We start from the raw sequence: 22,243 nt of genomic DNA on the forward strand, positions 1-22,243 counted from the left end.
TTCTGAGGTAGGGACCCCAGCGGGGCAGTCCGCCGAGGATTTAGTTGAAGTTTCAACTTATAGTTTTCCTGCATATAGTTGAAATGTCAACTAATGCGAAGCTGTACGACGCTGGCCGTGCCGCTAGGGTGGTTCCGTGCCAGCCTCCGCCCCGCCTCCCGCAGCCGTCCCGTCCGCGGCGGGCCGCCGGCGGGAAATTCCGCGCCTGGCAGTCCCGGCGTTCGGGGCGCTGATCGCCGAACCGCTGTTCCTCCTCGCGGATGCGGCAATCGTTGGTCACCTCGGAGTGGCGCAGCTCGCCGGCGTCGGACTGGCGTCCGCGGTGCTGCATACCGTGGTGGGGCTCATGGTGTTCCTTGCCTACTCCACCACTCCGGCCGTGGCGCGGGCGATTGGCAACGGGCAGCTGACCAGGGCCCTGGCCGCCGGGCGGGACGGTGTCTGGCTCGCCCTGCTGCTTGGACTCGTCCTGGCCGCCGCCGGGTTCCTCGCCGCCGAACCGCTCCTGGACCTGATGGGCGCCCGCGGTGAAGTGCGGGCCTTCGCCGTGGACTACCTGCGCTGGTCGATGCCCGGGCTAGTCGCCATGCTGCTCATTTTCGCCGGCACCGGCGTGCTGCGTGGCCTGCAGGACACCCGCACGCCGCTGTTCGTCGCGGCCGCCGGTTTCACGCTGAACGTTGTGCTCAACCTCTTCCTGGTCTACGGGCTGCAGTGGTCCGTTACCGGCTCGGCAATTGGCACAAGCATCGCCCAATGGGCCATGGCCCTGGTCTACGTGGTCATGGTCCAGCGCAATGCCCGCAACCACGGCGTGTCCCTCCTGCCCGACTGGCGCGGCATCCGGGCCCTGACCAGAGTGGGCTCGTGGCTGATGCTGCGGACTCTCAGCCTGCGCATCGCGATCCTCGCCACGGTGGTGGTGGTCACGGCCCAGGGGGAGGTCAACCTGGCCGCCCACCAGCTCGCGATGACCATCTTTACCTTCCTGGCGTTCGCCCTCGACGCCCTCGCCATCGCCGCGCAGGCCCTGATCGGCAAGGAACTCGGCGCCTCCCGCCCGGCTGCGGCGCGCGAGCTCACTGGAACCATGGTCCGCTGGGGCCTCGGGTTCGGGGTACTGGCCGGGGTCCTGCTGGCGGCCGCGGCACCGTGGGCGGGGCTGCTCTTCACGTCCGACGCGGACGTCCGGGCCGCGCTCACGCTGGCGCTGTGGGTACTCGCTGCCGGGCAGCCGCTCGCCGGCTATGTTTTTGTCCTCGACGGCGTGCTGATCGGCGCGGGGGATGCGAAGTACCTGGCGCTGGCCGGCGTCGTGAATCTCGCCGTGTATCTGCCGCTGCTGCTGGCGGTCCGGCAGTCCGGGGCCGACGGCGGTGCGGGCCTGCTCTGGCTGTGGGCGGCGTTCTCGGTGGGCTACATGGCCGCCAGAGCTGTGACGCTCGGCCTCCGCGCGCGGACGGACCGGTGGATGGTGCTCGGCTCACACTGAGCCGCCCGGCTTTCCCGCCGCGTCCTCGCCCCGGCCCCGCCGCGTCCCGTCCCGCGCGGGTGAGGGTGCGGCTTGGCACTAAACTGGTCGGGTGACTCTCCCCGCAGACCCTGACGCCTCCACCGCCCTGCCCGCCGCGGCGGATCTCTGGAAACCCGTGCTGGTCCGGGCCGCCCTCGCGCTGGCATTCGGTGCCGTGACCGTGTTCTGGGCTGTGCCATCCACGGAGGGAATGGGCTGGGCTGGCGGGCTCTATCTGCTGGCCACGGGTGTGGTGCTGCTCTGGAGCGTGAACAAGACCGGGCTCCGCGCCGGGTCCGCGTCCAGCAAGGCCCTGTCAGCCGCCGGCGCCGTTCTGACCGGAACCGGCGCCACAGTCGGGCTCATGTCCGGCGACCTGGTCTTCGGTATCCTGGCCGCCCTGGGACTTGGCCTGGCCGGCGCCGCAGAGCTCCACCTCGGTATCACCAACCGCGGCCGGTCCGTGCTGGCCCGAGACTGGATCGCCTCCGGTGTGGTTGGGGTGGGCACCGCATGCCTGCTCCCGTTCTTCATTGACCTTGGACCACACGCACTGCTCGGCGTCGCCGGCGGCGGTGCCATCATCAGCGGGGTGCTCTGGATGCTGGCCGGGCTGACCTTGCGGCACGATGCACGGGCTGATTCCGCGGAGGCCGTAAACTAGTACCGACAGGTTCTACCTTGCGTAGAACGATTGCGGCATCACAACTGCCACGCCTGGCGGCGTCGGCTGCAGGAGGAAAGCACCTTGGCACAGCAGAAATCTGGAGAACCGCGCAAGCTGCGCACCTCGGTCAAGGGACCGCTTATGTTCTCCGCGTTCTGGGCTGTGCTGGCCTTCGTTGCCACGCTCATTTTCGCCTCCGGCGGCAGCGCCAAGACCCCGCGCTTTGACCTGGCCTTCACTGCCGCCGGCATCGCCTTCATTGTGATTCTGGTGGTGCTCGCCATGCTTTCGATGGGCCACAAGCCCAACGACGAGCAGCTCGGCAAGGGGTCCGGCGTCAACCTGAGTTCCCGGAACTCCGGGCACGGCGGCCACCCGGCGCAACCCGGGTCGGATGCCGGCGCCCCGGACGCCGGGCCCCACAGTTCCGGCGACGACGTCCGCTAGGACCGCGCGCCGTACGACCGGCTCAGGACGCCGCCTTCCGGGCGCGATAAGCCGCCACGTGCGCCCGGTTCGCGCAGTTGCCGGTGTCGCAGTAGCGCTTGGAACGGTTCCTGCTGAGGTCCAGCACGACGGCGTCGCAGTCCTCGGCGGCGCACACCAGCATGCGGTCCATTTCCTTGCCGCGGATGACATCGACCAGGGCCATGGCGGCCTCTGTGCTCATCCGATCCGCCAGCGGAGCCTCCGGGGTGGTGGCGTGCAGGTGCCAGTCCCATTCATCGTGCTTCACGAGCCGGGGGAGCGCGTGCGCCTCCCGCAGCAGCCGGTTCACGGTGTCCACGGCGGTGGATTCGTCCGCGAGCCAAAGGGCGGCGAGCTCGCCGCGGAGGCGGTGCACGCTGGCAAGTTCCGCCGCGTCCCGGGTCCGCGAACCGGTGAATCCCTCGGCTTCCAGAAACCGATCCAGATCTTCGGCCGTGGACAGGTGCTCATCCCCGTTGGCCGCCGAGTTGATCAGGTTGACCACAGACCGCAGGGCCACTTCTGTGTCAGGGGCAAAAAGCATCTTGACTCCTTACGTCGGCGTGGCGTACTGTCATGAGCATAACCCTACTTTACTCCTGACAGGAGGCAGCCCGTGTCTGCCGCACGCCGCACCGCCGAAGCTCCGGCCACGATCGACGCCGGACGGCGCGCCCCCGGGACGCCCGGGGCCGGCAAGCCCGGCGCGGCATCAGCTTTCATGGCGTCGGGCCTGGGGGTTGCCTTGTTTTCCTCGGCCGTGTTTGGTCTCTCCGGTTCCTTTGCCAAGGCGCTGCTGGAGACCGGCTGGACCCCCGGGGCAGCCGTCACCGCGCGCCTCACCGGGGCGGCCGTCATCCTGGCCGTTCCCGCCATTCCGGCGCTGCGTGGGCGCTGGCACCAGCTCAGGGACAACTGGCTCACGGTGTTGCTCTTCGGCCTCATCGGGGTCGCCGCCTGCCAGCTGTTCTATTTCAACGCGGTGGCGCGCCTGTCGGTAGGGGTCGCCCTGCTGCTGGAATACCTGGCACCCGTGATTATCGTGCTGTGGCTCTGGGCCGCCAGCCGCAAACGCCCGCGGCCTTTGACGATTGCCGGAACTCTGCTGTCCCTGGGCGGGCTGGTCCTGGTCCTGGACCTCACCGGGGCTGTCAAGATCGACCTCATCGGCGTGCTGTGGGGGATCGCGGCCGCGGTTTGCCTGGCCATCTACTTCTTCATCACGGCCAAGGAAAACGACACACTCCCACCGATCGTCCTCGCCTCCGGGGGACTCATGGTCGGCGCCGTCATTATGTGGCTCGCCGCGGCAACCGGCCTGCTGCCGATGGCGTTCAGCACGGCCGACACCCGGCTGGGCCCCTGGGTTACCCCCTGGTGGGTGGCCCTGGGTGGACTCGTCGTGCTGGCCACCGTGCTCGCCTACGTATCCGGCATTGTGGCGGCGCGGGCACTCGGCTCCAAAGTGGCGTCCTTTGTCTCGCTGACCGAGGTCCTGTTCGCCGTCGTCTGGGCGTGGTTGCTGCTGGGTGAACTGCCGGGCCCCATCCAACTCATGGGCGGGCTGCTGATTGTTGGCGGCGTCGTGCTGGTACGGCTGGACGAGTTGCGGACCCCCGCCGGGGCCGGCCCGGCGGCGCTCGACCACGCGAACGACGTCGAACCCGTGCCGTAGGTAGGGTCCGACAAAACCGGCCCGGACGCTGTAGCGTCCGGGCCGGTTGGATTCTGTGGGCTTCTGCCTAGCGGGAAGCGCTTTCCTGCTCCGTGGCGTTGCGGCTGGCCTGCTTGCCGGCCTCCTGCAGAGCCTGGGAGACCTTCGCCAGGGCGGCAACGTGCTGGCCGTTCCATTCGCTGCGGAACTTGTCGGCGTCCGGACCCTTCCAGTCGGTGCCCTCAAGCACCTTGGTCAGCATCGATTTCTGCTTGTCGATCTCCGACGAACCTGCCTGCAGCTTAGTCCCAAGAGTCTTGAGCTGAGCAATGTCTGCACCCCAAATAGCCATTCGAAAAATCTCCTCAGTGGTAGAACCGGACCCGGGCCCTGTAGGCGCCCCCCGGCGGATCCCGGCTGCTCCGGAAGATCCAATGCCCCCAAACTATCCTGCCTGCCGAAAAAGTGTCGATGGGCAGCCCTCCCCATGCCCTCGATCCCAAGCGCCTTGGCACCTAGCATGGAGGTATGTGCCGAAATATCCGGACCCTCCACAATTTCGAACCGCACGCTACCACCGCCGAGGTGGAAGCCGCTGCGCTGCAATACGTGCGCAAGATCAGTGGCAGCACCAAGCCGTCCAAGGCCAACGAGGAGGCCTTCAACCGGGCGGTGCACGAGATTGCCCACGCCACCCAGCACCTGCTCGACTCCCTGGTGACCCACGCCCCGGCAAAGGACCGCGGGGAGGAAGAGGCCAAGGCGAAGGCCAGGGCTGCCGTCCGCTTCGGCGCGGCCTGACGGGCGGATAGACGGGCGGCGCCCGGCCAGCGGCGGCCTACTTGCCGAAGCTGCGCAGCCGCAGCGAGTTCGCCACGACCAGCACGGAGCTGGCGGCCATCGCGGCGCCGGCGATCATCGGGTTGAGCAGGCCCAGGGCCGCCACCGGGATCCCGACGGCGTTGTAGAAGAAGGCCCAGAAGAGGTTGGTCTTGATGGTGGCCAGGGTCCGGCGGGACAGCTCAATGGCCTGGACGACCTGCCCGAGTTCGTTGCCCATGACCGTCAGGTCCGCGGCCTCGATGGCGACGTCAGTCCCGGAGCCCATGGCGATGCCGAGGTCCGCCTGGGCCAGTGCCGCAGCGTCGTTCACGCCGTCGCCGGCCATGGCCACGGTGGCGCCGCCGGCCTGCAGTTTCCGCACGGCCTCGACCTTGCCCTCCGGCAGCACTCCGGCGTACACGTCCTCCGGAGCGATGCCGACGGCGGCTGCCACCTGTGCGGCGACGGCGGCGTTGTCCCCGGTCAGGAGGATCGGCCGGAGCCCGAGCCCCCGGAGCCGCTGGATCGCGGCGGCGGAGCCCGGCTTGAGCGTGTCACGCAGGCTGATGATTCCGGCCGGCTCCCCGTCCACGGCAAGCCAGACCGCGGTGGCACCGGAGCCCTCGGCATTGGCCAGGGCCTCCAGTTGCGCCGCGGTGGGGGCGATGCCGTTCTCCTGCAGCCAGCCCGTGCGGCCGGCCGTCACGAGCCGGCCCCCGACGGTGCCCTGGACCCCGCCGCCGGGCGCGGAGCGGAAGCTGGCGACGGCGGGAAGGACGCCGGCGTCGTTGTCGCGGCGCTCCGCCGAGAGTGCGGCAGCGGCGACCGCGCGGGCAATCGGGTGTTCTGATGCGGCCTCGACCGCGCCGGCCAGGCGGAGAACCTCAGCCGGGCTGAAGGTTCCGAACACCTCGGTGCCGTCGACGGCCAGATGCCCGCTGGTCACGGTGCCGGTCTTGTCCAGCAGGATGGTGTCAACGGTCCGGGTGTCCTCAAGGACCTGCGGCCCTTTGATCAGGATGCCCAGCTGCGCCCCTCGGCCGGTCCCGGTGAGCAGCCCCACAGGGGTGGCCAGGCCCAGGGCGCACGGGCAGGCGATGACCAGCACGGCGACGGCGGCCGTGAACGCGGCGCGCAGTTCGGCGTCGCTGATGTCGGGCGTGGCTGCCAGTAGCCAGGCGATGAAGGTGACCGTGGCGATGGCCAGGACCACCGGCACGAACACCGAGCTGATCCGGTCCGCGAGGCGCGCGATCGGTGCCTTGCCGGTTTGGGCCTGGGAAACCAACCGGCCCATCTGGGCCAGTGTGGTTTCGGCGCCGACGCGCGTGGCGCGGACCAGCAGCCGGCCGGAAGTGTTGATGGTGGCGCCCGTGACCGGACTGTCGGGGCCGACTTCCACCGGCACTGACTCGCCTGTTACCAGCGAGGCGTCGACCGCGGAGGACCCCTCGACGACGACGCCGTCGGTCGCAATCTTCTCGCCGGGGCGGACCACAATGAGGTCGCCCGCCCCCAGCTGATCGGCCGGGATCTGCTGCTCCTGGCCGTCGCGGAGGACAGTGGCATCCTTGGCGCCCAGGTTCAGCAGCGCCTTGAGGGCGTCTCCGGCCTTCTGTTTGGCATTGGCCTCCAGGTACCGGCCCAGGAGCAGGAAGGTGGTGACGACCGCGGCGACCTCGAAGTAGAGCCCGCCGGTGCCCATCCCCTCCATACCCTGCGGGTGGTCGGTCATTTGCGGGTCCACGAGGAGTTGCCAGGCCGAGAAGACGTAGGCCGCGGTCACGCCGATGGAGACGAGCGTATCCATGGTGGAGGCGAGGTGCCGGGCGTTGATGGCGGCGGCCCGGTGGAACGGCCAGGCGGCCCAGGTGACCACCGGCAGGGCCAGGGCTCCTGCGACCCAGCCCCAGTTGGCGAACTGGAAGGCCGGGAACATGGAAATCAGGAACACCGGGATGGTGAAGATGGCCGCTACGATCAGGCGCGGGCGGAGCTTGGCCGCCGGGTGGGTCGCAGCGTGGTCGCCTCCGCGCGCCGCCGGTCCGCCATGCTCGGCATGCTCGCTCGTGCCTCGCTTAGACGCATGCTGCCGCATGCCGGCACCGTCGGCGCGCGTGGGCAGCTCACCGGCGGTTTCATCCCGCGCACCAACGGCGCCGGATTCGATCGTCGTGGCTGGGTATTGGGGAGTGCGGACGGTGGCCTTGTAGCCTGCTGCCGCTACGGTGGCGGTGATCTGGGCGTCGGTGACGGCAGCGGGGACTGTGACTTGGGCTGATTCCAGGGGCAGGTTGACGGTGGCGGTGACGCCGTCGAGCTTGCCGAGCTTGCGTTCGACCCGGCCGACGCAGGAGGCGCAGGTCATCCCCTCGATGTCGAGCTCGATCACCCGGCTTCCGGGCTGGTCCAGCAGTTGCTCTCTACTCACGATGTTCCCTGTCCTCCTGGTGTGCGCTGCGTGGTGTGCCGGGCCGGTGGTGCTCAGGATTCGTTGGACACGACCAGGTATCCCGCCTCGGCAACGGCCTCGCCGATTTCGGAGGCTGTCAGGGCCCCGGTGGAGGTGATGGTGACGGTGGAAATGCCGCCGGAGTTGAGGTCCACGTCGATTGTCTCGACGCCGGCCAGTGACTCAAGCTCTTCGCTGACGGAGGATACGCAGTGGCCGCAGGTCATGCCGGAAACGTTGACGGTGGTGGAAACGGTGCTCATGGCTTGCTCCTTGTGGGTGGGCTGCTGGTGGTTCGCCAGCCCCGTTGGGTGGTGGGTGGTGTCGCCGCTACCGCAGCAGGCGGCCGATGGCATCGGTGGCCTCTTTGACCTTGAAGTCGATGGCCTCGGCCCGCAGCGCCGCGTCCGGTTCGGAGGCGGCGCCGACGACGCAGTGGCCGATGTGCTCCTCCACCAGTCCGAGGCTGACGGCGTGCAGGGCTTTGGTGACGGCGGCGACCTGCGTGAGGATGTCGATGCAGTACTTGTCCTCATCGACCATCCGGGCGATGCCGCGCACCTGACCCTCGATTCGTTTCAGCCGCAGCAGATAGGCGTCCTTATTGGAGGAGTAACCATGCTGTTGATGCTGCTGGGCGTCCGCTGGTTCCACGGCGGGGGTTTCGGGCTCGTTCATGAACCAAACATATACCCCCAAGGGGTATAGCGCAAGTACCCTGCGGGGGTATCCCTTTGCCGGTCACAGGGCAGAACGTTCCGGACACAAAAGAGCTCCGGAGTGCGTTATTGGGGGATACGCACTCCGGAGCTGTCTTTGGGTCGGCGGTCGTTTTCCCGCCTACGGATTCAAGCTTACGTGGCCGCAGGTGGAGAAAGCCAGCACCCCGAATAACAACATTCATTTTATTTCCGGGATCACTGTTGCTCCCCCGGAGCCGCGTCCAATGACAACTGGGCCGCGTGGAAATCGAAATGCGCCACGGGGTACGCGTAGACGTCGGCCAGGGTCATGGCCTCTTTGAAGAAGGGGTCCCAGCGCGTCGGGAAGTACATCCGGCGGGCCAGGCCAGGTTCCGTCTCCCGCCGCAGCCGCCGTTCCAGTGCCGAGGTCACCCGGCGCAGCTTGGCGGCCATTCGTCGGCGGTTGAAAATTCGCGCGCCTCCCTTGGAGCCCCAGTAGTTGACGGCGTCGAACGGGGCGGTCCCGGCGTTCAGCAGCCACGCGAAACCGTGGTTAACGGGAACAGGCAGCCGTCCGAAGATCCGCACCAACGGAAGCAGGGCCAGCACCACAACATAGCCGAACACCATGTGGTACAGCAGCTCCTCGTTGGTCCAGCGGGTGCCCGCACTGCGGCGGCGGAGCGTTTCGGGCGAGGCGGCTGCCAGGGTCGCTTCGAGCCCTGCGCAGTTGCGCCGGTACGCGGCAATGACGGCTTCCCGGTCCAGCGGTACGGTCACGCCGGCCCACAATCGGACAACATGTCAGGAGCTGTTTCTTGTTCGGTGGTGGACGGCGGCCCGGACCGGAACGATGAGGATCGGATGGTCCTGATGGTGGCTAAGCCATGCGGCCACCGATCCGTTGAGGGCTGCGGAAATCCGGTGACCCAGCCCCGGCTCCGGTGTGCCCACGATGATCATCGCGGCCCCGACCTCGGCTGCCAGTCTGCCCAGCGCCCGGGCCGGGTCTCCGGCCAGCGTCCGCAGGGTCCAATGGATGCCAAGGGCGTCGCAGGCTGAGCCGATGTTGTTCCGCAACTCCTGGGTCACGGCCCGGATTTCAGCGTTGTCAGTGTCCGGATGCAGGGAGAGCCGGTGCGCGGACCGCGCCGGATCCCACTCCACGAGATAGCTCGCCTCATCGACATGGGCGCAGATCAGCGGCGCGGCGAGTTTCGAGGCAAGTGAGGCGGCAGTCTGCAGCACTTCGGGGCTCTGCCCCGGGAGCACGCCGACCACGAGGGGCGGCGGACCACTCGTGCGTTCAGCGGACATACTCAATTGTGTCTCCCGCCCTGCGCCGGGAACAGGGACTTACTCCCCGGACTTTCCGCGGGCCAGCGGTGCGGAATCCGTCCGGTCCGTGCCGGGTGGCCCCTTGCGGGGTGCCGCTCCGACGGTGAGCAACGCTCCGGCAGCCAGGGCGGCAAGGCCGGCGGCGCCGGCCATGGCGTATGTCATCCCGGTGTAGCTGCCCAGCCAGCCGGCCAGCGCCGGGCCGGCAGCGGGCGCCAGCGCCGTCACCGCGGTCAGCGGGACGGCAAAGCGCCCCTGCAGGGCGCCCAGATTGGACATGCCCCACCGCTCGGCCACGATCGTGGCCTGCAGCAGCGTCTGGCAGCCGCGGACCGCCCCGGCGAACACTCCCGCCGCGATCAGCAACCCCGGCGGCCCCGGGAGGACGGCGAGTGAGAGGACCGCTGCGGCGGCAGCCCCGGCGATGGTGGCCACACGGGCACGGGCAGGAATCCCGGCGAACAGGAGCCGCCCGCCGACCTGCCCCGCCCCCACCAGGCCGAGGCCCAGCGCAGCGGCGGCGTAGCTGGCCCCTTTTTCCATCAGCAGCGGAATGATGTTCAGCGTCACCGTGTAAAGCCCTAGGCACAGCAGCACCATGAGCGCCTGCAGGCCCAGAAACTCCGGGCTCCGGGCGATGGTCCGAACCCGTAGGCGATCCCCGGCGGACCGGGCGGGGTGCGCCGCGGCCGGCCAGGTGCGGTTGAGGAAGCGTGCGTGCAGCGGGACCGTCACCAGCCCCAGCAGCGCGGCGAGGACCAGGAAGGTGCTGCGCCAGCCGACGGCGGCGGTGAGGCCTGCGGTAAGCGGGACGAAAATCGTGGAGGCAAAGCCTGCCAGGAGCGTCAGCGTGGTGAGCGGACGGACCCTGTCGCGGCCGTACCAGCGGCTGATCACGGTGAACGCCGGCTGGTAGAGGATGGCGGCCTGGGCGGTTCCTGCCAGCAGCCATGCGGCCGCAAACAGCGGCAGGTTCGGGGCCAGGCTGACCAGCACCAGCGCCAGGACGCCAACCAGTGAGCCACAGACCATCAGGGTCCGCGGCCCGGTGCGGTCGAGCACCCGGCCCACGTGGATGCCGGCGAGGGCTGACACCAGCAGCCCGGCGGAGAAGGACGCCGTCACCAGGGCAGGGTCCCAGCCGGTGTCCTCGCTGATCGGCCGCACAGCGGCGGGAAGGGAGTAGTAGAGCAGGCCCCATCCCGTCGTCTGGGTGATGCACAGCGAGACCAGGCCGCCCCGGGGAGCGCCGGCAGCGGCAGGCTGCGGTGGCATCTCGGGAGCGGCCATGGGCTCAGTCCGCAGCGCTGCCGTGGGAGCTGCTGCGGGAAGAGTCCGGCGCGCCCGTGCCGCGGCCACGCGTTTCCAGCAGGGACGAAACGAGGCCCCTGACCCGGTCGTGAATCTGGTCGCGGATCGCCCGGACGGTCTCTACCGGCTGCCCGAAAGGATCCGTGAGGTCCCAGTCCTCGTAGCGTTTGCCCGGGTAGATGGGGCAGGAGTCGCCGCAGCCCATAGTGATCACGACGTCGGAGGCGCGGACGACGTCGTCGGTCAGCGGCTTGGGGTACTCCCGGGACAGGTCCAGCCCCATTTCCTCCATGGCGGTCACCACGGCAGGGTCCAGTGCCGACGCCGGCATCGAGCCCGCCGAGCGCACACGGATCCTGCCTTTGGCCTCCACGTTGAGCAGGGCCGCAGCCATCTGGGAGCGGCCGGCGTTCTGGACGCAGACAAAAAGCACCTCGGGAACTTCGCTGACCACGGCATTCTTTGACTTCGCCAGGGCGGCGAGCCGGTCGTTGGCGAAGTGCTCGGTGGTGGCCGGCAGGTACGTGCTGATCTTTGCGGTCCGGGCCAAGGCGGTGTAGGACTCGAAGACGTAGCGCTCGACGGTCTCGCGCGCGAAGACGCCCGCGAATTTCTCAGCCAGGCGTGCACTGATCCGGTGCAGCAGTTCGGTATTGTCCTGCAGCCCCAGGCTGTGATCAGGGTGGTCGGTCATGGCATTACTCCAGTGTGATTAGTGGACGAATGCAAGGGGCAGGTCAGTTCTCGCCGGAGCGGCCGTGGGCCAGCCCGGTCGGGAACCCGACGAGGACGGGCTCGGGCGCTCCGCAGCAGGCGCCCGGGGTTTCGGAGACAAACCCTGCCGGTACCGAGGCGGGGACGTCGCAGCTGGTGCCGATGTCGGAGGAGCAGACGCCGGTTTCGGGAAGTTCGAGCTGGACGGTGTCGGCAGCTTCCTGGTCTCCGGCCAGGGCCGCGGCGACGGAACGGACCTGCTCGTAGCCGGTGGCGAGCAGGAAGGTCGGTGCCCGCCCGTAGGACTTCATGCCGACGATGTAGAAGTCCTGTTCCGGGTGGGCCAGCATTTTGGCGCCGTGCGGCTCCACGGTGCCGCAGGAGTGAAATTCCGGGTCGATTAGCGGGCCGAGCTCACGCGGGGCTTCGACGCCCGGGTCCAGTTCCAGCCGGAGTTCCCGGAGGATGTCCAGATCGGGGCGGAAGCCGGTGGCTGGAACCACGACGTCGGCCTCGAGGGTGCGGCTGTCCGTGGAGGTCACAGTGACGGCGCCGCCGGACGCTGCGAGGGCGGCGATCCCGAAGCCGGTGTGCAGTTCCACTGCGCCGGACTCGACGAGGTGACGGAGCCGGCTGCCGAGCTGGCCGCGGGCGGCGAGGCCGTCGTCGTCGCCGCCGCCGTAGACCTTGGCGGCGGAGGTGCCGCGGATAGCCCAGAGGATCCTGGTCTCCGGTGACTGGCTCGCGAGTTGGGAGAGGTTGATCAGGGTGTTGGCGGCGGAGTGGCCGGCGCCAACCACGAGCACGGTGCGGCCCTCGAAGCGGTCACGGTCACGGTCCAGGACATCCGGCAGTGGTGAGGAAATCCTGTCAGCTGCGGCGGCTTCGCCAAGGGCGGGCAGGCCGGAGGTTCCCAGCGGGTTGCGGGTGGACCAGGTGCCGGACGCGTCGATGACGCCGGCGGCCCGGTAGTCGCGGACTTCGCCGTCGGTGTGTTCGACCCGGACCACAAAGGCTGCGCTGTTGCGGTTGCGGCTGTGGGTTTTGTCCATGCCCTGTCGCGTCACGGCCACGACGCGGGCGCCGGTGTGCAGTCGGGGCGAGATCGCGGGAAGTGCAGCCAGGGGCGTGAGGTACTGGTCGATGAGTTCGCCGCCGAACGGCAGCTCCGTGGCCTCCGGCGCCTCCCAGCCGGTCCCGGCGAGCAGGCGAACGGCCGCGGCGTCAGTGTTGAACTGCCACGGGGAGAACAGCCGGATGTGGCGCCACTGCTCGATGGCGGCGCCCGCGGTTGGGCCGACCTCAAAAATCAGCGGCTCAAGACCGCGCTCCAGGAGGTGGGCGGCCGCGGCGAGGCCGACCGGGCCCGCTCCGATGACGGCAACGGGAAGATTGGTGGTTTCAACCATGGTGACCTCTATCCGGAAAGATTGATAATGATCGATATGGTGAGTATGTCCCTCTATATCGACGCCTGTCAATATGAGTGCATAATGGAAGCATGACAACACAGCAGATTGTTGAGTCCACGTCGGCGGAAGCCTGCTGCACCGTCTCCGGGATGCCGGTGCTCGGCGCGGAAGAGGCGCAGGGCAAGGCCCTGCTCTTCAAGGCCCTTGCCGATCCGAACCGTCTGCGGCTGTTGTCCATCGTGAAGGCGTCCGACGGCGGCGAAGCCTGCGTCTGCGACCTTACCGAGCCGCTGGACCTCGGCCAGCCCACGGTGTCCCATCACCTCAAAATCCTCGTTGACGCCGGTCTGCTGCACCGCGAAAAGCGGGGCACCTGGGCCTATTACTCGCTGGTCCCCGGCGCACTGGAGCGGACAGCGGACGTGCTCTCGGCCCTGTAAGCCGCCAGAGCCATGCGGCACTTGAACACCTCCGGTGCGGGGCCTAACGTGGAAGACCTCAGGAAAGGGTGACCGCCATGGAAATCTTCATGTGGTGGCTGGATCTGGATCTGGCGAGCAAGGAGTGGCTGCGGGGGAACCTGCGGGCCACCGAGCTGCCGCTTGCCGTGCTGCAAGGCATTGCCGAAGCCGGTGGTCCCCACCCCGATGACGTTTCCGGGGTGCTCACCGACGCCGACTGGGACTTCATCGAGACGCAGTCCGAATTCGTCGACTGACACGCCCCGTCCCGAACACAATAAAGACAGGCAGCTCCGAGGGGCAGCCCGGGCGGGGACAAACCCGAGCGGAAAAACCATTGCGGGCATCTTTCGGTGGTGGTTCCATAAGGGGCATGGCTACCGCAGAGAGTTATGTCCTGGCAATCGGCACCAAGAAAGGTCTCTGGCTCGCGACGAGCCCGGACCGCAAAGACTGGTCCCTTTCCGGCCCGCACTTCCTGATGAGTGAAGTCCCGAGCATCGGCATCGATACGCGAGACGGCCGGACCCGCATTCTGGTCGGCGTGCGTTCGGAACACTGGGGACCCACCGTGTTCCACTCCGACGACCTGGGCGAAACGTGGAACGAGCCCGAGGAAGGCGCCATCCGCTTCCCCGAAGGCACGGACGCTGCCTTGGAACGCGTCTGGCAGATCCACCCCGACGCCGAATCCCGCCCCGGGGTCGTCTGGGCCGGCTGCGAGCCGATTTCAGTCTGGAAATCCACCGACGGCGGCGAACACTTCGAGCTCAACCGCGGCCTCTGGGACCACCCGCACCGCGCTGACTGGGGAGCAGGCTACGGCGGCGCCGCGGCACACTCAATCGTCGTCGACCACACCGGCGAGAAGGTGCACGTCGCGATGAGCACCGGCGGCGTCTACCGCTCGCTCGACGGCGGCAGCTCGTGGGAGCCGCGCAACAAGGGCATCTCGGCCTATTTCATGCCCGACCCCAACCCGGAATTTGGCCAGTGCGTGCACAAGATCGCGGCCGATGCCGCCGTCGACGGCCGCCTTTATGCGCAGAACCACCACGGCGTCTATCGCAGCGACGACGACGCCGAGAGCTGGGAGTCGATCGCGGAAGGACTGCCGGCGGACTTCGGCTTCGTGATGCTCACGCATCCCCACCGGGCCGGCACCGCCTGGGTAATCCCGCTGAAGGCCGACGGCGAGAGGATCCCGCCGGAGGGCAAACTGGCGGTCCACCGGACCGACGACGCGGGTGCGAGCTGGAAGCGGCTTGACGACGGACTCCCGGCAGCGGACTTCAACTCCGTGCTCCGTGATGCCGCCTGCGTCGACGCGGCGGAACCGGCCGGCGTGTACTTCGGCACGCGCGGCGGCAGCGTCTATGCCAGCGCCGACGAGGGGGAACACTTCGCCGAGGTGGCATCGCACCTGCCGGACGTGCTGTGCGTCCGGGCCACGGCCGTCGCCCCGGCCGTCCTCTCCGGTTCCGCGGGGTCCGGCGCCGCCGTGAGCGCCTGAGAACCGTGGCCGGCATCAGTGTGGTGCTGCCCAGTGTGCTCCAGCCGCTGGCCGGCGGGCAGTCCTTCCTGACTGCGCCCGCAGACACCGCGGTGACCGTGGAGGGTGTGCTGGACGTGGTGACCGGGGAGTACCCGGCGCTGTCGAGGCGGTTGCGGGATGAGACCGGGGCGATCCGACGCTACGTGAATATATACGTCAACGGGAATGAGATTCGCCGCCTGCAGGGCCTGGCCACCGAGGTTTCCCCGGGCCAGGAGGTCCTGATCATCCAGTCCGTCGCGGGGGGCTAGCCGTCTCAGGCGACCCGCCAGAGACTGCACTCGTCCGTGTTGATGGCCTTCCGGGTTCCGGACTGCCGGTCCATGATCCAGACCACGCCGATTCCGGGTGCGGTTTCCTGGACGCTGCCGCGGCGGATCACGACGTCGTCGTAATTCGGGCCGACCCTGAGGCGCGCCTCGATCTCGTCTCCGCGGTGCAGCTGATCCAGGGCACGGATGCGGGTTACATGGGCTTTGGCTTCCTTCAACATGGCGGGGCCTCCTGGACTGGAGAGTGGTGCCTGCTCTTGCCGGCACCTTCAGTGTCCTGCGCCAATGTTGCCGCCGCGTTTCGGCCCGGTAAGACGTGGGTAAGCGTTCGACGCCGGGGGAGTTACCGGCGTCGTCGGCCCGGCTGGCGGTACCTCATGGGATATAGCGTTCCCCCGGGCGCTGGATCCGGAACCACCGGTAGCCGTAACGGTCCAGTTCCAGCTCGAAACCGCCGTCGTGCGCCAGCTCGACGTCCTCCCCGTCCAGCAGATCCCGCAGATAGGCGCCCTCGAAACCCGGCTCCGGGTCCCCGGCGGAGGTCAGGTTCGCGGCCACGGAGGCTGGCTCCGCCCCGAAATTGTGGGCCAGGACGACGGTCGAGCCGGCCCAGGTGCATCGGTGCAGAAGCACCTTCTCAGCGGGTTGCTTGATGAGTTCGAAGTCGCCCCACCCCAGTTCGGGGCTTTCCCGGTAGCGCTGGATCAGCGTGGCCATGAAGTTCCACAGTGAGTCGGGATCCCTCTTCGCGGCGGCGGCGTTGATGTTCTTCGGCGCGAAGTAGCCCTCCACCACCTGTGCCACCAGATCCTTTGCTGGCGCAGTCGAGAATCCGCCGTTTTCGGTGTCATTCCATTGCATGGGGGACCGCACGGCCGAGCGGCCCTTCGCCGTCAGGTCCTCGCCCATGCCGATCTCCTCGCCGTAGAACAACACCGGGGTTCCGGGCAGCGCGAACATCAGCGAGTAGACCATGCGGATCCGGGCGGGGTCGCCGTTGAGCATGGTGGGCAGCCGGCGGCGCAGGCCGCGGCCGTACATCTGCATGTCCTCGTCCGGTCCGAACGCGGCAAAGACCTCCTCGCGTTCGGCGTCGCTGAGTTTGTCCAGGGTCAGCTCGTCGTGGTTGCGGACGAACATGGCCCACTGGTTGTCCGGGTGGATCTTCGGGCGGGAGCTGAGCGACTTGGCCAACGGCCGGGCGTCCTCCCGGGCGAGGGCCAAGTACAGGTTTTGCATGGACAGGAAGTCGAACTGCATGTTCAGCTCGTTTCCTGCCGCGCCGCCGAAGTACTTCACCTGGTCCTTGTAGGGCACGTTGACTTCGCCCAGAAGCACGCCACTGCCGTTGCGGCGGTTGAGGAAGCTGCGGAGCGCGCTGAGGTAGTCGTGCGGATCGACCTGCGCCGAGCCTTCCTTGGACGTGCCCTGCAGCTCCAGGAAGAACGGGACCGCGTCCAGCCGGAAGCCGTCCAGTCCCAGCTGCAGCCAGAACCCCATGGACTTGGCGATCTCGTCCCGGACCTTGGGATTGGCCACGTTCAGGTCCGGTTGGTGCTTGGCGAACATGTGCAGGTACCACTCACCGGTGGCCTTGTCCTGGGTCCAGATGGACGTCTCCTCACCGGGGAACACCACCTGCTCGGAGGTATCCGGCGGGGTGTCCTTGCGCCACACGTAGTAATCGCGGAACGGGTTGTCCACCGACTTGCGGGACTCCACGAACCAGGGGTGCTTGTCCGAGGTGTGGTTGAGGACGAAGTCCGCGATCACCCGCATTCCCCGGTCCTTCGCGGTCCGGATGAACTCGACGACGTCGCCCAGGTTGCCCAGCCGCCGGTCCACGCCGTACAGGTCCGTCACGTCGTAGCCGTCGTCCTTGTCCGGAGTGGGGTAGAAGGGCATCAGCCAGATGCACGTCACTCCCAGGGCCGCGAGATAGTCCACGCGCTGGATCAGGCCGCCGAAATCACCGGTGCCGTCGCCGTCGCCGTCGAAGAACGTCTCCGGATCCAGGCAGTAGATAACGGCGTTCTTCCACCAAAGGTCCGAGGTCTCGGCGATCCTCACAGCAGCACCTCCCGGTCCTGCCGCGGGTTCCCGGACCCACGAAGCTGCGGGAGGACCTGCTCCGCGAAAGTATGGATGAACGGTGCCTGCTCCTGCCCAACGAAGTGCAGGTACAGCTCGTCGAAGCCGAGTTCGACATATTCGGCCAGCCACTGCGCGTGCTGCCCGGGGTCCGCGGAGATGTTCACGACGGTCCGGACCTGTTCCTCACCGACGTCGGCGCTGACGCCGTCGAAGTGGGCCGCCGTCGGGAGATCCCAGGGGATCGGCGGGGCGAACACGTTGCTGCGCCACTGGTCCAGGGCAACCGCAACGGCTTCGTGCTCCGTCGGCGCCCAGGACAGGTGCACCTGCAGCACGGCCTTGCCCCGGCCGCCGGCATCGCGGTAGGCGGCGAGCATGTCCTTCAGCTTCGCGTGCGGCTGGTTGACCGTGACCAGCCCGTCCGCCCAGGCTGCCCCCCGGCGCGCTGTTTCCACACTGACAGCAGGCGCGATCAGCGGCGGCTTGATCTCCGGCACGTCCCAGATCCTGGCCTGCTGGACGGTGACCAGGCCGTTCCGGGTCACTTCCTTGCCGTCGTGGAGGTCGCGGATGATCTGCACGGCTTCCTCAAGGCGCTGCTGCCGCGTCGCCTTGTCCGGCCAGGCGTCCCCGGTGACGTGCTCGTTCATGTACTCGCCGCTGCCCGGCGCCAGCCAGAACCGGCCGGGGAACATGTCCGCCAGGGTGGCCGACGCGTGCGCGATGATGGCGGGGTGGTACCGCTGGCCCGGCGCCGTCACCACGCCGAGGCGCAGTTTGGTGGTTGCCAGCGCGGCCCCGAGCCAGGACCAGGCGAAACCGGAATGCCCCTGCCGCGCGGACCAGGGCTCGATGTGGTCCGAGCACATGGCGGCGTCGAAGCCTGCCTGCTCCGCCAGCTGAACGTCCTTGAGGAGCTGGCCGGGACTGATCTGTTCGTGCGATGCGTGGAAACCGAGGATAGCCATCGTTAATGTCTACCGTCGGCCCGGCCGGTTGTCGAGGAAAGCCTGCCCGGCCGGTCCCTGCCCGGCCTGCCTCTGGCGGGCGGCGCGGTGCGCGGCCACAATAGGCCTATGCTACTGCCGCTGATGCCCCCGATCGCGCCCATGCTGGCGAAAGCCGTGACGTCCCTGCCCGACGGCGCGCTGATGTTCGAGCCGAAGTGGGACGGGTTCCGGGCCATCATCTTCCGCGACGGCGGAGACGTGGAGATCGGCAGCCGCAACGGCAAGCCCCTGACCCGCTACTTCCCGGAACTGGTCGAGGCGTTGAAGGCAAACCTCCCGCCGCGCTGCGTGCTCGACGGCGAGATCATCATGGTCGGCGCCTCCGGCGACCGGCTCGACTTCGATTCCCTGCAACAGCGGATCCTTCCAGCGGCGAGCCGGGTCCGGCTGCTGGCCGAACAGACGCCCGCGAGTTTTGTCGCGTTCGATCTGCTGGCGCTCGACGACGAGGACCTCACCGCGCGTCCCTTCGCCGAGCGGCGCGCGGCGTTGGAACGCGTACTCGCCGGGAGTGCGGCTCCGATCCACCTCACCGCCGCGACGCAGGACAAGGGAACGGCCGAGGAATGGTTCCACCAGTTCGAGGGGGCCGGGCTCGACGGGATCGTAGCCAAGCCGCTGGAGGGGCCGTACCTGCCGGACAAGCGCTCCATGTTCAAGGTCAAGCACGCACGCACCGCAGACTGCGTACTGGCCGGGTATCGGGTGCACACCTCCGGGCCGGACCGGATCGGTTCGCTGTTGCTGGGGCTCTATGACGACGCCGGCGGACTCGCGAACGTGGGCGTGGTCGGGGCCTTCCCGATGCAGCGCCGCAAGGAACTTTTCGAGGAGCTCCAGCCGCTTGTAACCAGCTTCGAGGAGCACCCCTGGCACTGGGCCCGGCAGGAGGAAGGGAACCGCACCCCGCGCAATGCCGAGGGCAGCCGGTGGAGCGGAGGCAAGGACCTCTCCTTCACCCCGCTCCGGCCGGACCGTGTGCTGGAAGTGAAATACGACCACATGGAAGGCGAGCGGTTCCGCCACACCGCGCAGTTTGTCCGCTGGCGCCCGGACCGGGATCCGCGTTCCTGCACCTACGAACAGCTCGAGGAGCCGGTCAGCTACCATCTGGCCGCAGTGCTGGGGACGGGCAGGGGCTGACCCCGACTTTACGCACCGGCCGTCGCGACTCCGGCGCTGCCGCCCAGTTGCTCCTTGCCCTGCCCCCCGTGGGACATGGAAAAGCCCGACGTGTCCTGTGGACACGCCGGGCTTCCGGTGCTGCGGCCCGGGGACACCGGGCCGGAACGCTGCGGCCGGGTTACTTGAGGCCGAGCTCCTTGGTGGGAATCTTGAAGGATTCCTTGGCGGTCAGGGCCGAGACGGCCGAGATGACGCAGATGACGGCGGTGAAGATGCTGATCTGGACCCAGCCCCCGGGCTTGATGCCGCCCATCGCCGCGACGATTGCCGGGGCGAAGCCTGCCATCAGGAAGCCGAGCTGGGTGCCGATGGCCAGGCCGGAGAAACGGACCTTGGTGCTGAACATTTCGGCGTAGAAGGCGGGCCAGACAGCGTTGGAGGCTGCGTAGCCGAAGGAGAAGAAGCCGATTGCAGCCAGGAACATCAGCGGGACGCTGCCGGACTCGAGGCTGAGCAGGAACAGCGGAGTGAGGACAGCACTGGCCAGGGCGCCGTAGATGAAGACCGGCTTCCGGCCGATCCGGTCCGCGAGCTTGCCGAAGAGCGGCTGGGTGCCGAGGGCGACCACGTTGGCGCCGACGACGAGCCAGAGGGTGGTGGTGCCGTCCACACCGGCGACGGTTTTGGCGTAGGCGATGGCCAGGGTGCCGAACACGGTGGAGACGGCAGCGATGAACGCGCAGGCCACGACGCGGAGGACGTCACGCCAGTGGTGCTTGAGCAGGTCTGCGACGGGGAGCTTGGAGATCTGCGCAGTTTTCTGGGCTTCCTCAAAGGCCGGGGGCTCGTGCAGGGTGCGGCGGATGAAGAACGCAACAATCACCACGACGGCGCTGAGCCAGAACGGGATGCGCCAGCCGATGCCGTACTTGATCTCATCCGGCAGCGCCAGTACGGGGATGAAGACGAGGGCCGCGAGGATCTGGCCGCCCTGGGTGCCGGTGAGCGTCCAGGAGGTGAAGAAGGCACGGCGGTTGTCCGGGGCGTGCTCCAGTGTCATCGAGGAGGCGCCGGCCTGCTCGCCGGCAGCGGAGAGGCCCTGGCAGAGACGCGCCAGCACCAGCAGGGCCGGAGCCCACCAGCCGATCGTGTTGAAGTCCGGCAGGCAGCCGATCAGGAAGGTGGAGGCGCCCATCAGCAGGAGCGTGAACATGAGGACCTTGCGGCGGCCCACCCGGTCACCGAAGTGGCCCAGGATGACGGCGCCGACCGGCCGGGCAATGTAGGCGAAGCCGAACGTCGCGAAGGACATGATCGCCGCGTTGGCGCCGGCGTCGGGGAAGAAGACTGTGGGGAAGATCAGTGCGGCGGCGGATCCGAAGATGAAAAAGTCGTAGTACTCGACGGCGCTGCCCAGGAAACTGGCGAGGGCTGCCTTCTTCGGCGTCCCGGCCGGTGTGTCAGTGCCCGGCGTCGTAGACGGGAGTGTCTGGCTCATGGTGTTCCTTTGTGTGACGACATTGTCGCGGATGGATCAGGAAGGTCTCGGCCGCCGCTGGCTTTTAAGTGTGCGGCAGCAGGAGGTTCGTGGAAAGACCCGGACGAGTAGCCACATTGTGGGAGCTACTTGTGCGATGTAGCAATCATGACTGTGAGGGTGGTCACTTGTCAACAAAAATAATCACCATCTAGAAATAGCTCTCACCATGTGAGAGCATTGGGTTATGAGTGTGAATCAAGACACAGAAGCGGACGCGGCCGCCGCCCCCCATCCAGCCCCTGCGGGCATCGACTCCACAGCCGGCGGGAAAGCTGGCCCCAAGGGTGCCAAGGAGGACTCCCGCACGGACATGGTCGGGAAGGCCCTGGGGCTGCTGGTCCTGCTTGGCGACGAGCCGCGGGGGGCGAGTGCCGCCGAGCTCTCCCGCCGGGCGGAACTTCCCTTCAGCACCACCTACCGCCTGCTGGGTTCGCTGACCCGCGACGGCTTTGTGGACTACGAGCCGGACGGCCGCCGGTACCACCTGGGGCTGCGCATCTTCCAGCTCGGCCAGCGAGTGTCCAACCATCACGGATTCGCCGGGACGGCCCTGCCCATCCTGCGGCGCGTCACGGAGGAGACCGGCGAGGCGACCATCCTCTCGGTGCGCGACGGAAACCACCATCTGACCGTCAATAAAGTGGACGGCCCCCAGACGTTCCGCGTTACGAGTGACCCCGGGCACCTGGGTGCCCTGCACACCACCTCGGTGGGCAAGGCGCTCGTGGCCTTCGCCGACGACGCCACCCGCAGCCAGCTCGTCGAAGAACTCGAGCTGGAGCCGCTGACCGAATTTTCGATCACCGACCGGGAGGCCTTCCAGGCCGAGATCGAGCTGGTCCGCAAGCGCGGCTACGCCCTCATGGATGAGGAAAACGAGCTGGGCATGCGCGCCGTCGCCGTCCCCGTCTTCAACTCCCAGGGCCACGCTTTCGCCGCACTGGCCACCGCGGTCCCGGTTTTCCGGATGAGTGTGGAGGCCCTCGTGGCTCTGGTCCCGCTGCTCCAGTCGGCGGCGGCAGAGCTGTCCGCACGGCTGCCCCAGCAGTGATTTCCGCGGCCCGACCGGCCGGACGCCGGTCCAATTTGTTCGCTAGTAGAACAACGGTGCAACATGTGAACAACTGCGGTACTGTAATCCCCAACACCCGG

Annotated in this window: 25 protein-coding genes; 11 read left to right on the top strand and 14 right to left on the bottom strand. The window is 68.0% G+C overall.

Annotation, left to right across the window (positions count from 1 at the left end):
• Positions 1-136 precede the first annotated feature (136 nt).
• From AC50YC_RS07500 to AC50YC_RS07510, 3 genes are all read left to right on the top strand, one after another.
• Positions 137-1,492, top strand: a complete 1,356-nt coding sequence (locus AC50YC_RS07500) for an MATE family efflux transporter (protein WP_494952925.1) — start codon at positions 137-139, stop codon at positions 1,490-1,492.
• A gap of 91 nt (positions 1,493-1,583) precedes the next feature.
• A complete protein-coding gene (locus tag AC50YC_RS07505) occupies positions 1,584-2,177 on the top strand; it encodes a hypothetical protein (RefSeq protein ID WP_494952926.1) in 594 nt (197 codons plus the stop codon).
• Between the two features lie 84 nt (positions 2,178-2,261).
• On the top strand, positions 2,262-2,627 hold the full coding sequence (locus AC50YC_RS07510; RefSeq protein WP_494952927.1) for a hypothetical protein: 366 nt from the start codon (positions 2,262-2,264) through the stop codon (positions 2,625-2,627).
• 22 nt (positions 2,628-2,649) lie between these two features.
• Here the strand turns inward: AC50YC_RS07510 and AC50YC_RS07515 are convergent, their stop codons facing one another.
• Positions 2,650-3,192, bottom strand: a complete 543-nt coding sequence (locus AC50YC_RS07515; RefSeq protein WP_494952928.1) for a CGNR zinc finger domain-containing protein — start codon at positions 3,190-3,192, stop codon at positions 2,650-2,652.
• Positions 3,193-3,369: 177 nt separating this feature from the next.
• Here AC50YC_RS07515 and AC50YC_RS07520 point away from each other — a divergent pair, with 177 nt between their 5' ends.
• Positions 3,370-4,323 (top strand): EamA family transporter, encoded by a 954-nt coding sequence (locus tag AC50YC_RS07520; RefSeq protein WP_494953066.1) that lies wholly within the window; start codon positions 3,370-3,372, stop codon positions 4,321-4,323.
• 67 nt (positions 4,324-4,390) lie between these two features.
• Here the strand turns inward: AC50YC_RS07520 and AC50YC_RS07525 are convergent, their stop codons facing one another.
• Positions 4,391-4,654: a hypothetical protein gene (locus AC50YC_RS07525; protein ID WP_226775617.1), complete on the bottom strand. Its 264-nt coding sequence runs from the start codon at positions 4,652-4,654 to the stop codon at positions 4,391-4,393.
• Between the two features lie 176 nt (positions 4,655-4,830).
• Between AC50YC_RS07525 and AC50YC_RS07530 the strand changes: the two genes are divergently transcribed.
• A complete protein-coding gene (locus AC50YC_RS07530; RefSeq protein ID WP_494952929.1) occupies positions 4,831-5,103 on the top strand; it encodes a DUF2277 domain-containing protein in 273 nt (90 codons plus the stop codon).
• 37 nt (positions 5,104-5,140) lie between these two features.
• Here AC50YC_RS07530 and AC50YC_RS07535 read toward each other — a convergent pair whose 3' ends face one another.
• From AC50YC_RS07535 to AC50YC_RS07570, 8 genes are all read right to left on the bottom strand, one after another.
• Complete coding sequence (locus tag AC50YC_RS07535) at positions 5,141-7,492, bottom strand: heavy metal translocating P-type ATPase (RefSeq protein ID WP_494953067.1); 2,352 nt, start codon at positions 7,490-7,492, stop codon at positions 5,141-5,143.
• Positions 7,493-7,608: 116 nt separating this feature from the next.
• Positions 7,609-7,839: a heavy-metal-associated domain-containing protein gene (locus tag AC50YC_RS07540; RefSeq protein ID WP_494952930.1), complete on the bottom strand. Its 231-nt coding sequence runs from the start codon at positions 7,837-7,839 to the stop codon at positions 7,609-7,611.
• A gap of 67 nt (positions 7,840-7,906) precedes the next feature.
• On the bottom strand, positions 7,907-8,254 hold the full coding sequence (locus AC50YC_RS07545; protein WP_494952931.1) for a metal-sensitive transcriptional regulator: 348 nt from the start codon (positions 8,252-8,254) through the stop codon (positions 7,907-7,909).
• Positions 8,255-8,493: 239 nt separating this feature from the next.
• A complete protein-coding gene (locus AC50YC_RS07550; protein WP_494952932.1) occupies positions 8,494-9,039 on the bottom strand; it encodes a DinB family protein in 546 nt (181 codons plus the stop codon).
• 24 nt (positions 9,040-9,063) lie between these two features.
• Positions 9,064-9,576 carry a universal stress protein gene (locus AC50YC_RS07555; RefSeq protein WP_494952933.1) on the bottom strand — a complete coding sequence of 171 codons (513 nt, stop codon included), beginning with the start codon at positions 9,574-9,576 and terminating at the stop codon, positions 9,064-9,066.
• A 39-nt stretch (positions 9,577-9,615) separates the two neighbouring features.
• The gene (locus AC50YC_RS07560; RefSeq protein ID WP_494952934.1) at positions 9,616-10,887 is read right to left on the bottom strand and encodes an MFS transporter; all 1,272 of its coding nucleotides are present in this window, start codon (positions 10,885-10,887) and stop codon (positions 9,616-9,618) included.
• A 4-nt stretch (positions 10,888-10,891) separates the two neighbouring features.
• Positions 10,892-11,602, bottom strand: coding sequence for an arsenate-mycothiol transferase ArsC (locus AC50YC_RS07565; RefSeq protein ID WP_494952935.1), 711 nt, complete (start codon positions 11,600-11,602; stop codon positions 10,892-10,894).
• Positions 11,603-11,645: 43 nt separating this feature from the next.
• The gene (locus AC50YC_RS07570) at positions 11,646-13,031 is read right to left on the bottom strand and encodes an NAD(P)-binding domain-containing protein (RefSeq protein ID WP_494952936.1); all 1,386 of its coding nucleotides are present in this window, start codon (positions 13,029-13,031) and stop codon (positions 11,646-11,648) included.
• Positions 13,032-13,123: 92 nt separating this feature from the next.
• Here AC50YC_RS07570 and AC50YC_RS07575 point away from each other — a divergent pair, with 92 nt between their 5' ends.
• The 4 genes from AC50YC_RS07575 (at position 13,124) to AC50YC_RS07590 (ending at position 15,301) form a co-directional block, all read left to right on the top strand.
• Positions 13,124-13,474 carry an ArsR/SmtB family transcription factor gene (locus AC50YC_RS07575; protein ID WP_494952937.1) on the top strand — a complete coding sequence of 117 codons (351 nt, stop codon included), beginning with the start codon at positions 13,124-13,126 and terminating at the stop codon, positions 13,472-13,474.
• Between the two features lie 77 nt (positions 13,475-13,551).
• A complete protein-coding gene (locus tag AC50YC_RS07580) occupies positions 13,552-13,752 on the top strand; it encodes a hypothetical protein (RefSeq protein ID WP_494952938.1) in 201 nt (66 codons plus the stop codon).
• Between the two features lie 116 nt (positions 13,753-13,868).
• Positions 13,869-15,008, top strand: coding sequence for a WD40/YVTN/BNR-like repeat-containing protein (locus AC50YC_RS07585; protein WP_494952939.1), 1,140 nt, complete (start codon positions 13,869-13,871; stop codon positions 15,006-15,008).
• Positions 15,009-15,013: 5 nt separating this feature from the next.
• The gene (locus tag AC50YC_RS07590; protein WP_463900452.1) at positions 15,014-15,301 is read left to right on the top strand and encodes a MoaD/ThiS family protein; all 288 of its coding nucleotides are present in this window, start codon (positions 15,014-15,016) and stop codon (positions 15,299-15,301) included.
• Between the two features lie 5 nt (positions 15,302-15,306).
• On the opposite strand, the gene AC50YC_RS07595 is transcribed toward AC50YC_RS07590, so the two are convergent.
• From AC50YC_RS07595 to AC50YC_RS07605, 3 genes are all read right to left on the bottom strand, one after another.
• On the bottom strand, positions 15,307-15,543 hold the full coding sequence (locus tag AC50YC_RS07595; RefSeq protein ID WP_354171346.1) for a hypothetical protein: 237 nt from the start codon (positions 15,541-15,543) through the stop codon (positions 15,307-15,309).
• A gap of 154 nt (positions 15,544-15,697) precedes the next feature.
• Positions 15,698-17,392, bottom strand: coding sequence for an alpha-amylase family protein (locus AC50YC_RS07600; protein WP_494952940.1), 1,695 nt, complete (start codon positions 17,390-17,392; stop codon positions 15,698-15,700).
• Complete coding sequence (locus AC50YC_RS07605; RefSeq protein WP_494952941.1) at positions 17,389-18,384, bottom strand: TIGR03885 family FMN-dependent LLM class oxidoreductase; 996 nt, start codon at positions 18,382-18,384, stop codon at positions 17,389-17,391. Before AC50YC_RS07605 ends, AC50YC_RS07600 begins: the two co-directional genes overlap by 4 nt.
• A 108-nt stretch (positions 18,385-18,492) precedes the next feature.
• Between AC50YC_RS07605 and AC50YC_RS07610 the strand changes: the two genes are divergently transcribed.
• Complete coding sequence (locus tag AC50YC_RS07610) at positions 18,493-19,569, top strand: ATP-dependent DNA ligase (RefSeq protein WP_494952942.1); 1,077 nt, start codon at positions 18,493-18,495, stop codon at positions 19,567-19,569.
• A gap of 160 nt (positions 19,570-19,729) precedes the next feature.
• On the opposite strand, the gene AC50YC_RS07615 is transcribed toward AC50YC_RS07610, so the two are convergent.
• Positions 19,730-21,049 (bottom strand): MFS transporter, encoded by a 1,320-nt coding sequence (locus tag AC50YC_RS07615; protein ID WP_494952943.1) that lies wholly within the window; start codon positions 21,047-21,049, stop codon positions 19,730-19,732.
• A gap of 352 nt (positions 21,050-21,401) precedes the next feature.
• Between AC50YC_RS07615 and AC50YC_RS07620 the strand changes: the two genes are divergently transcribed.
• Entirely contained in the window at positions 21,402-22,142 is a 741-nt protein-coding gene (locus AC50YC_RS07620) for an IclR family transcriptional regulator (protein ID WP_494953068.1), read from the top strand.
• Positions 22,143-22,243: the final 101 nt, after the last annotated feature.

Source organism: Pseudarthrobacter sp. MDT1-56 (assembly GCF_059383555.1).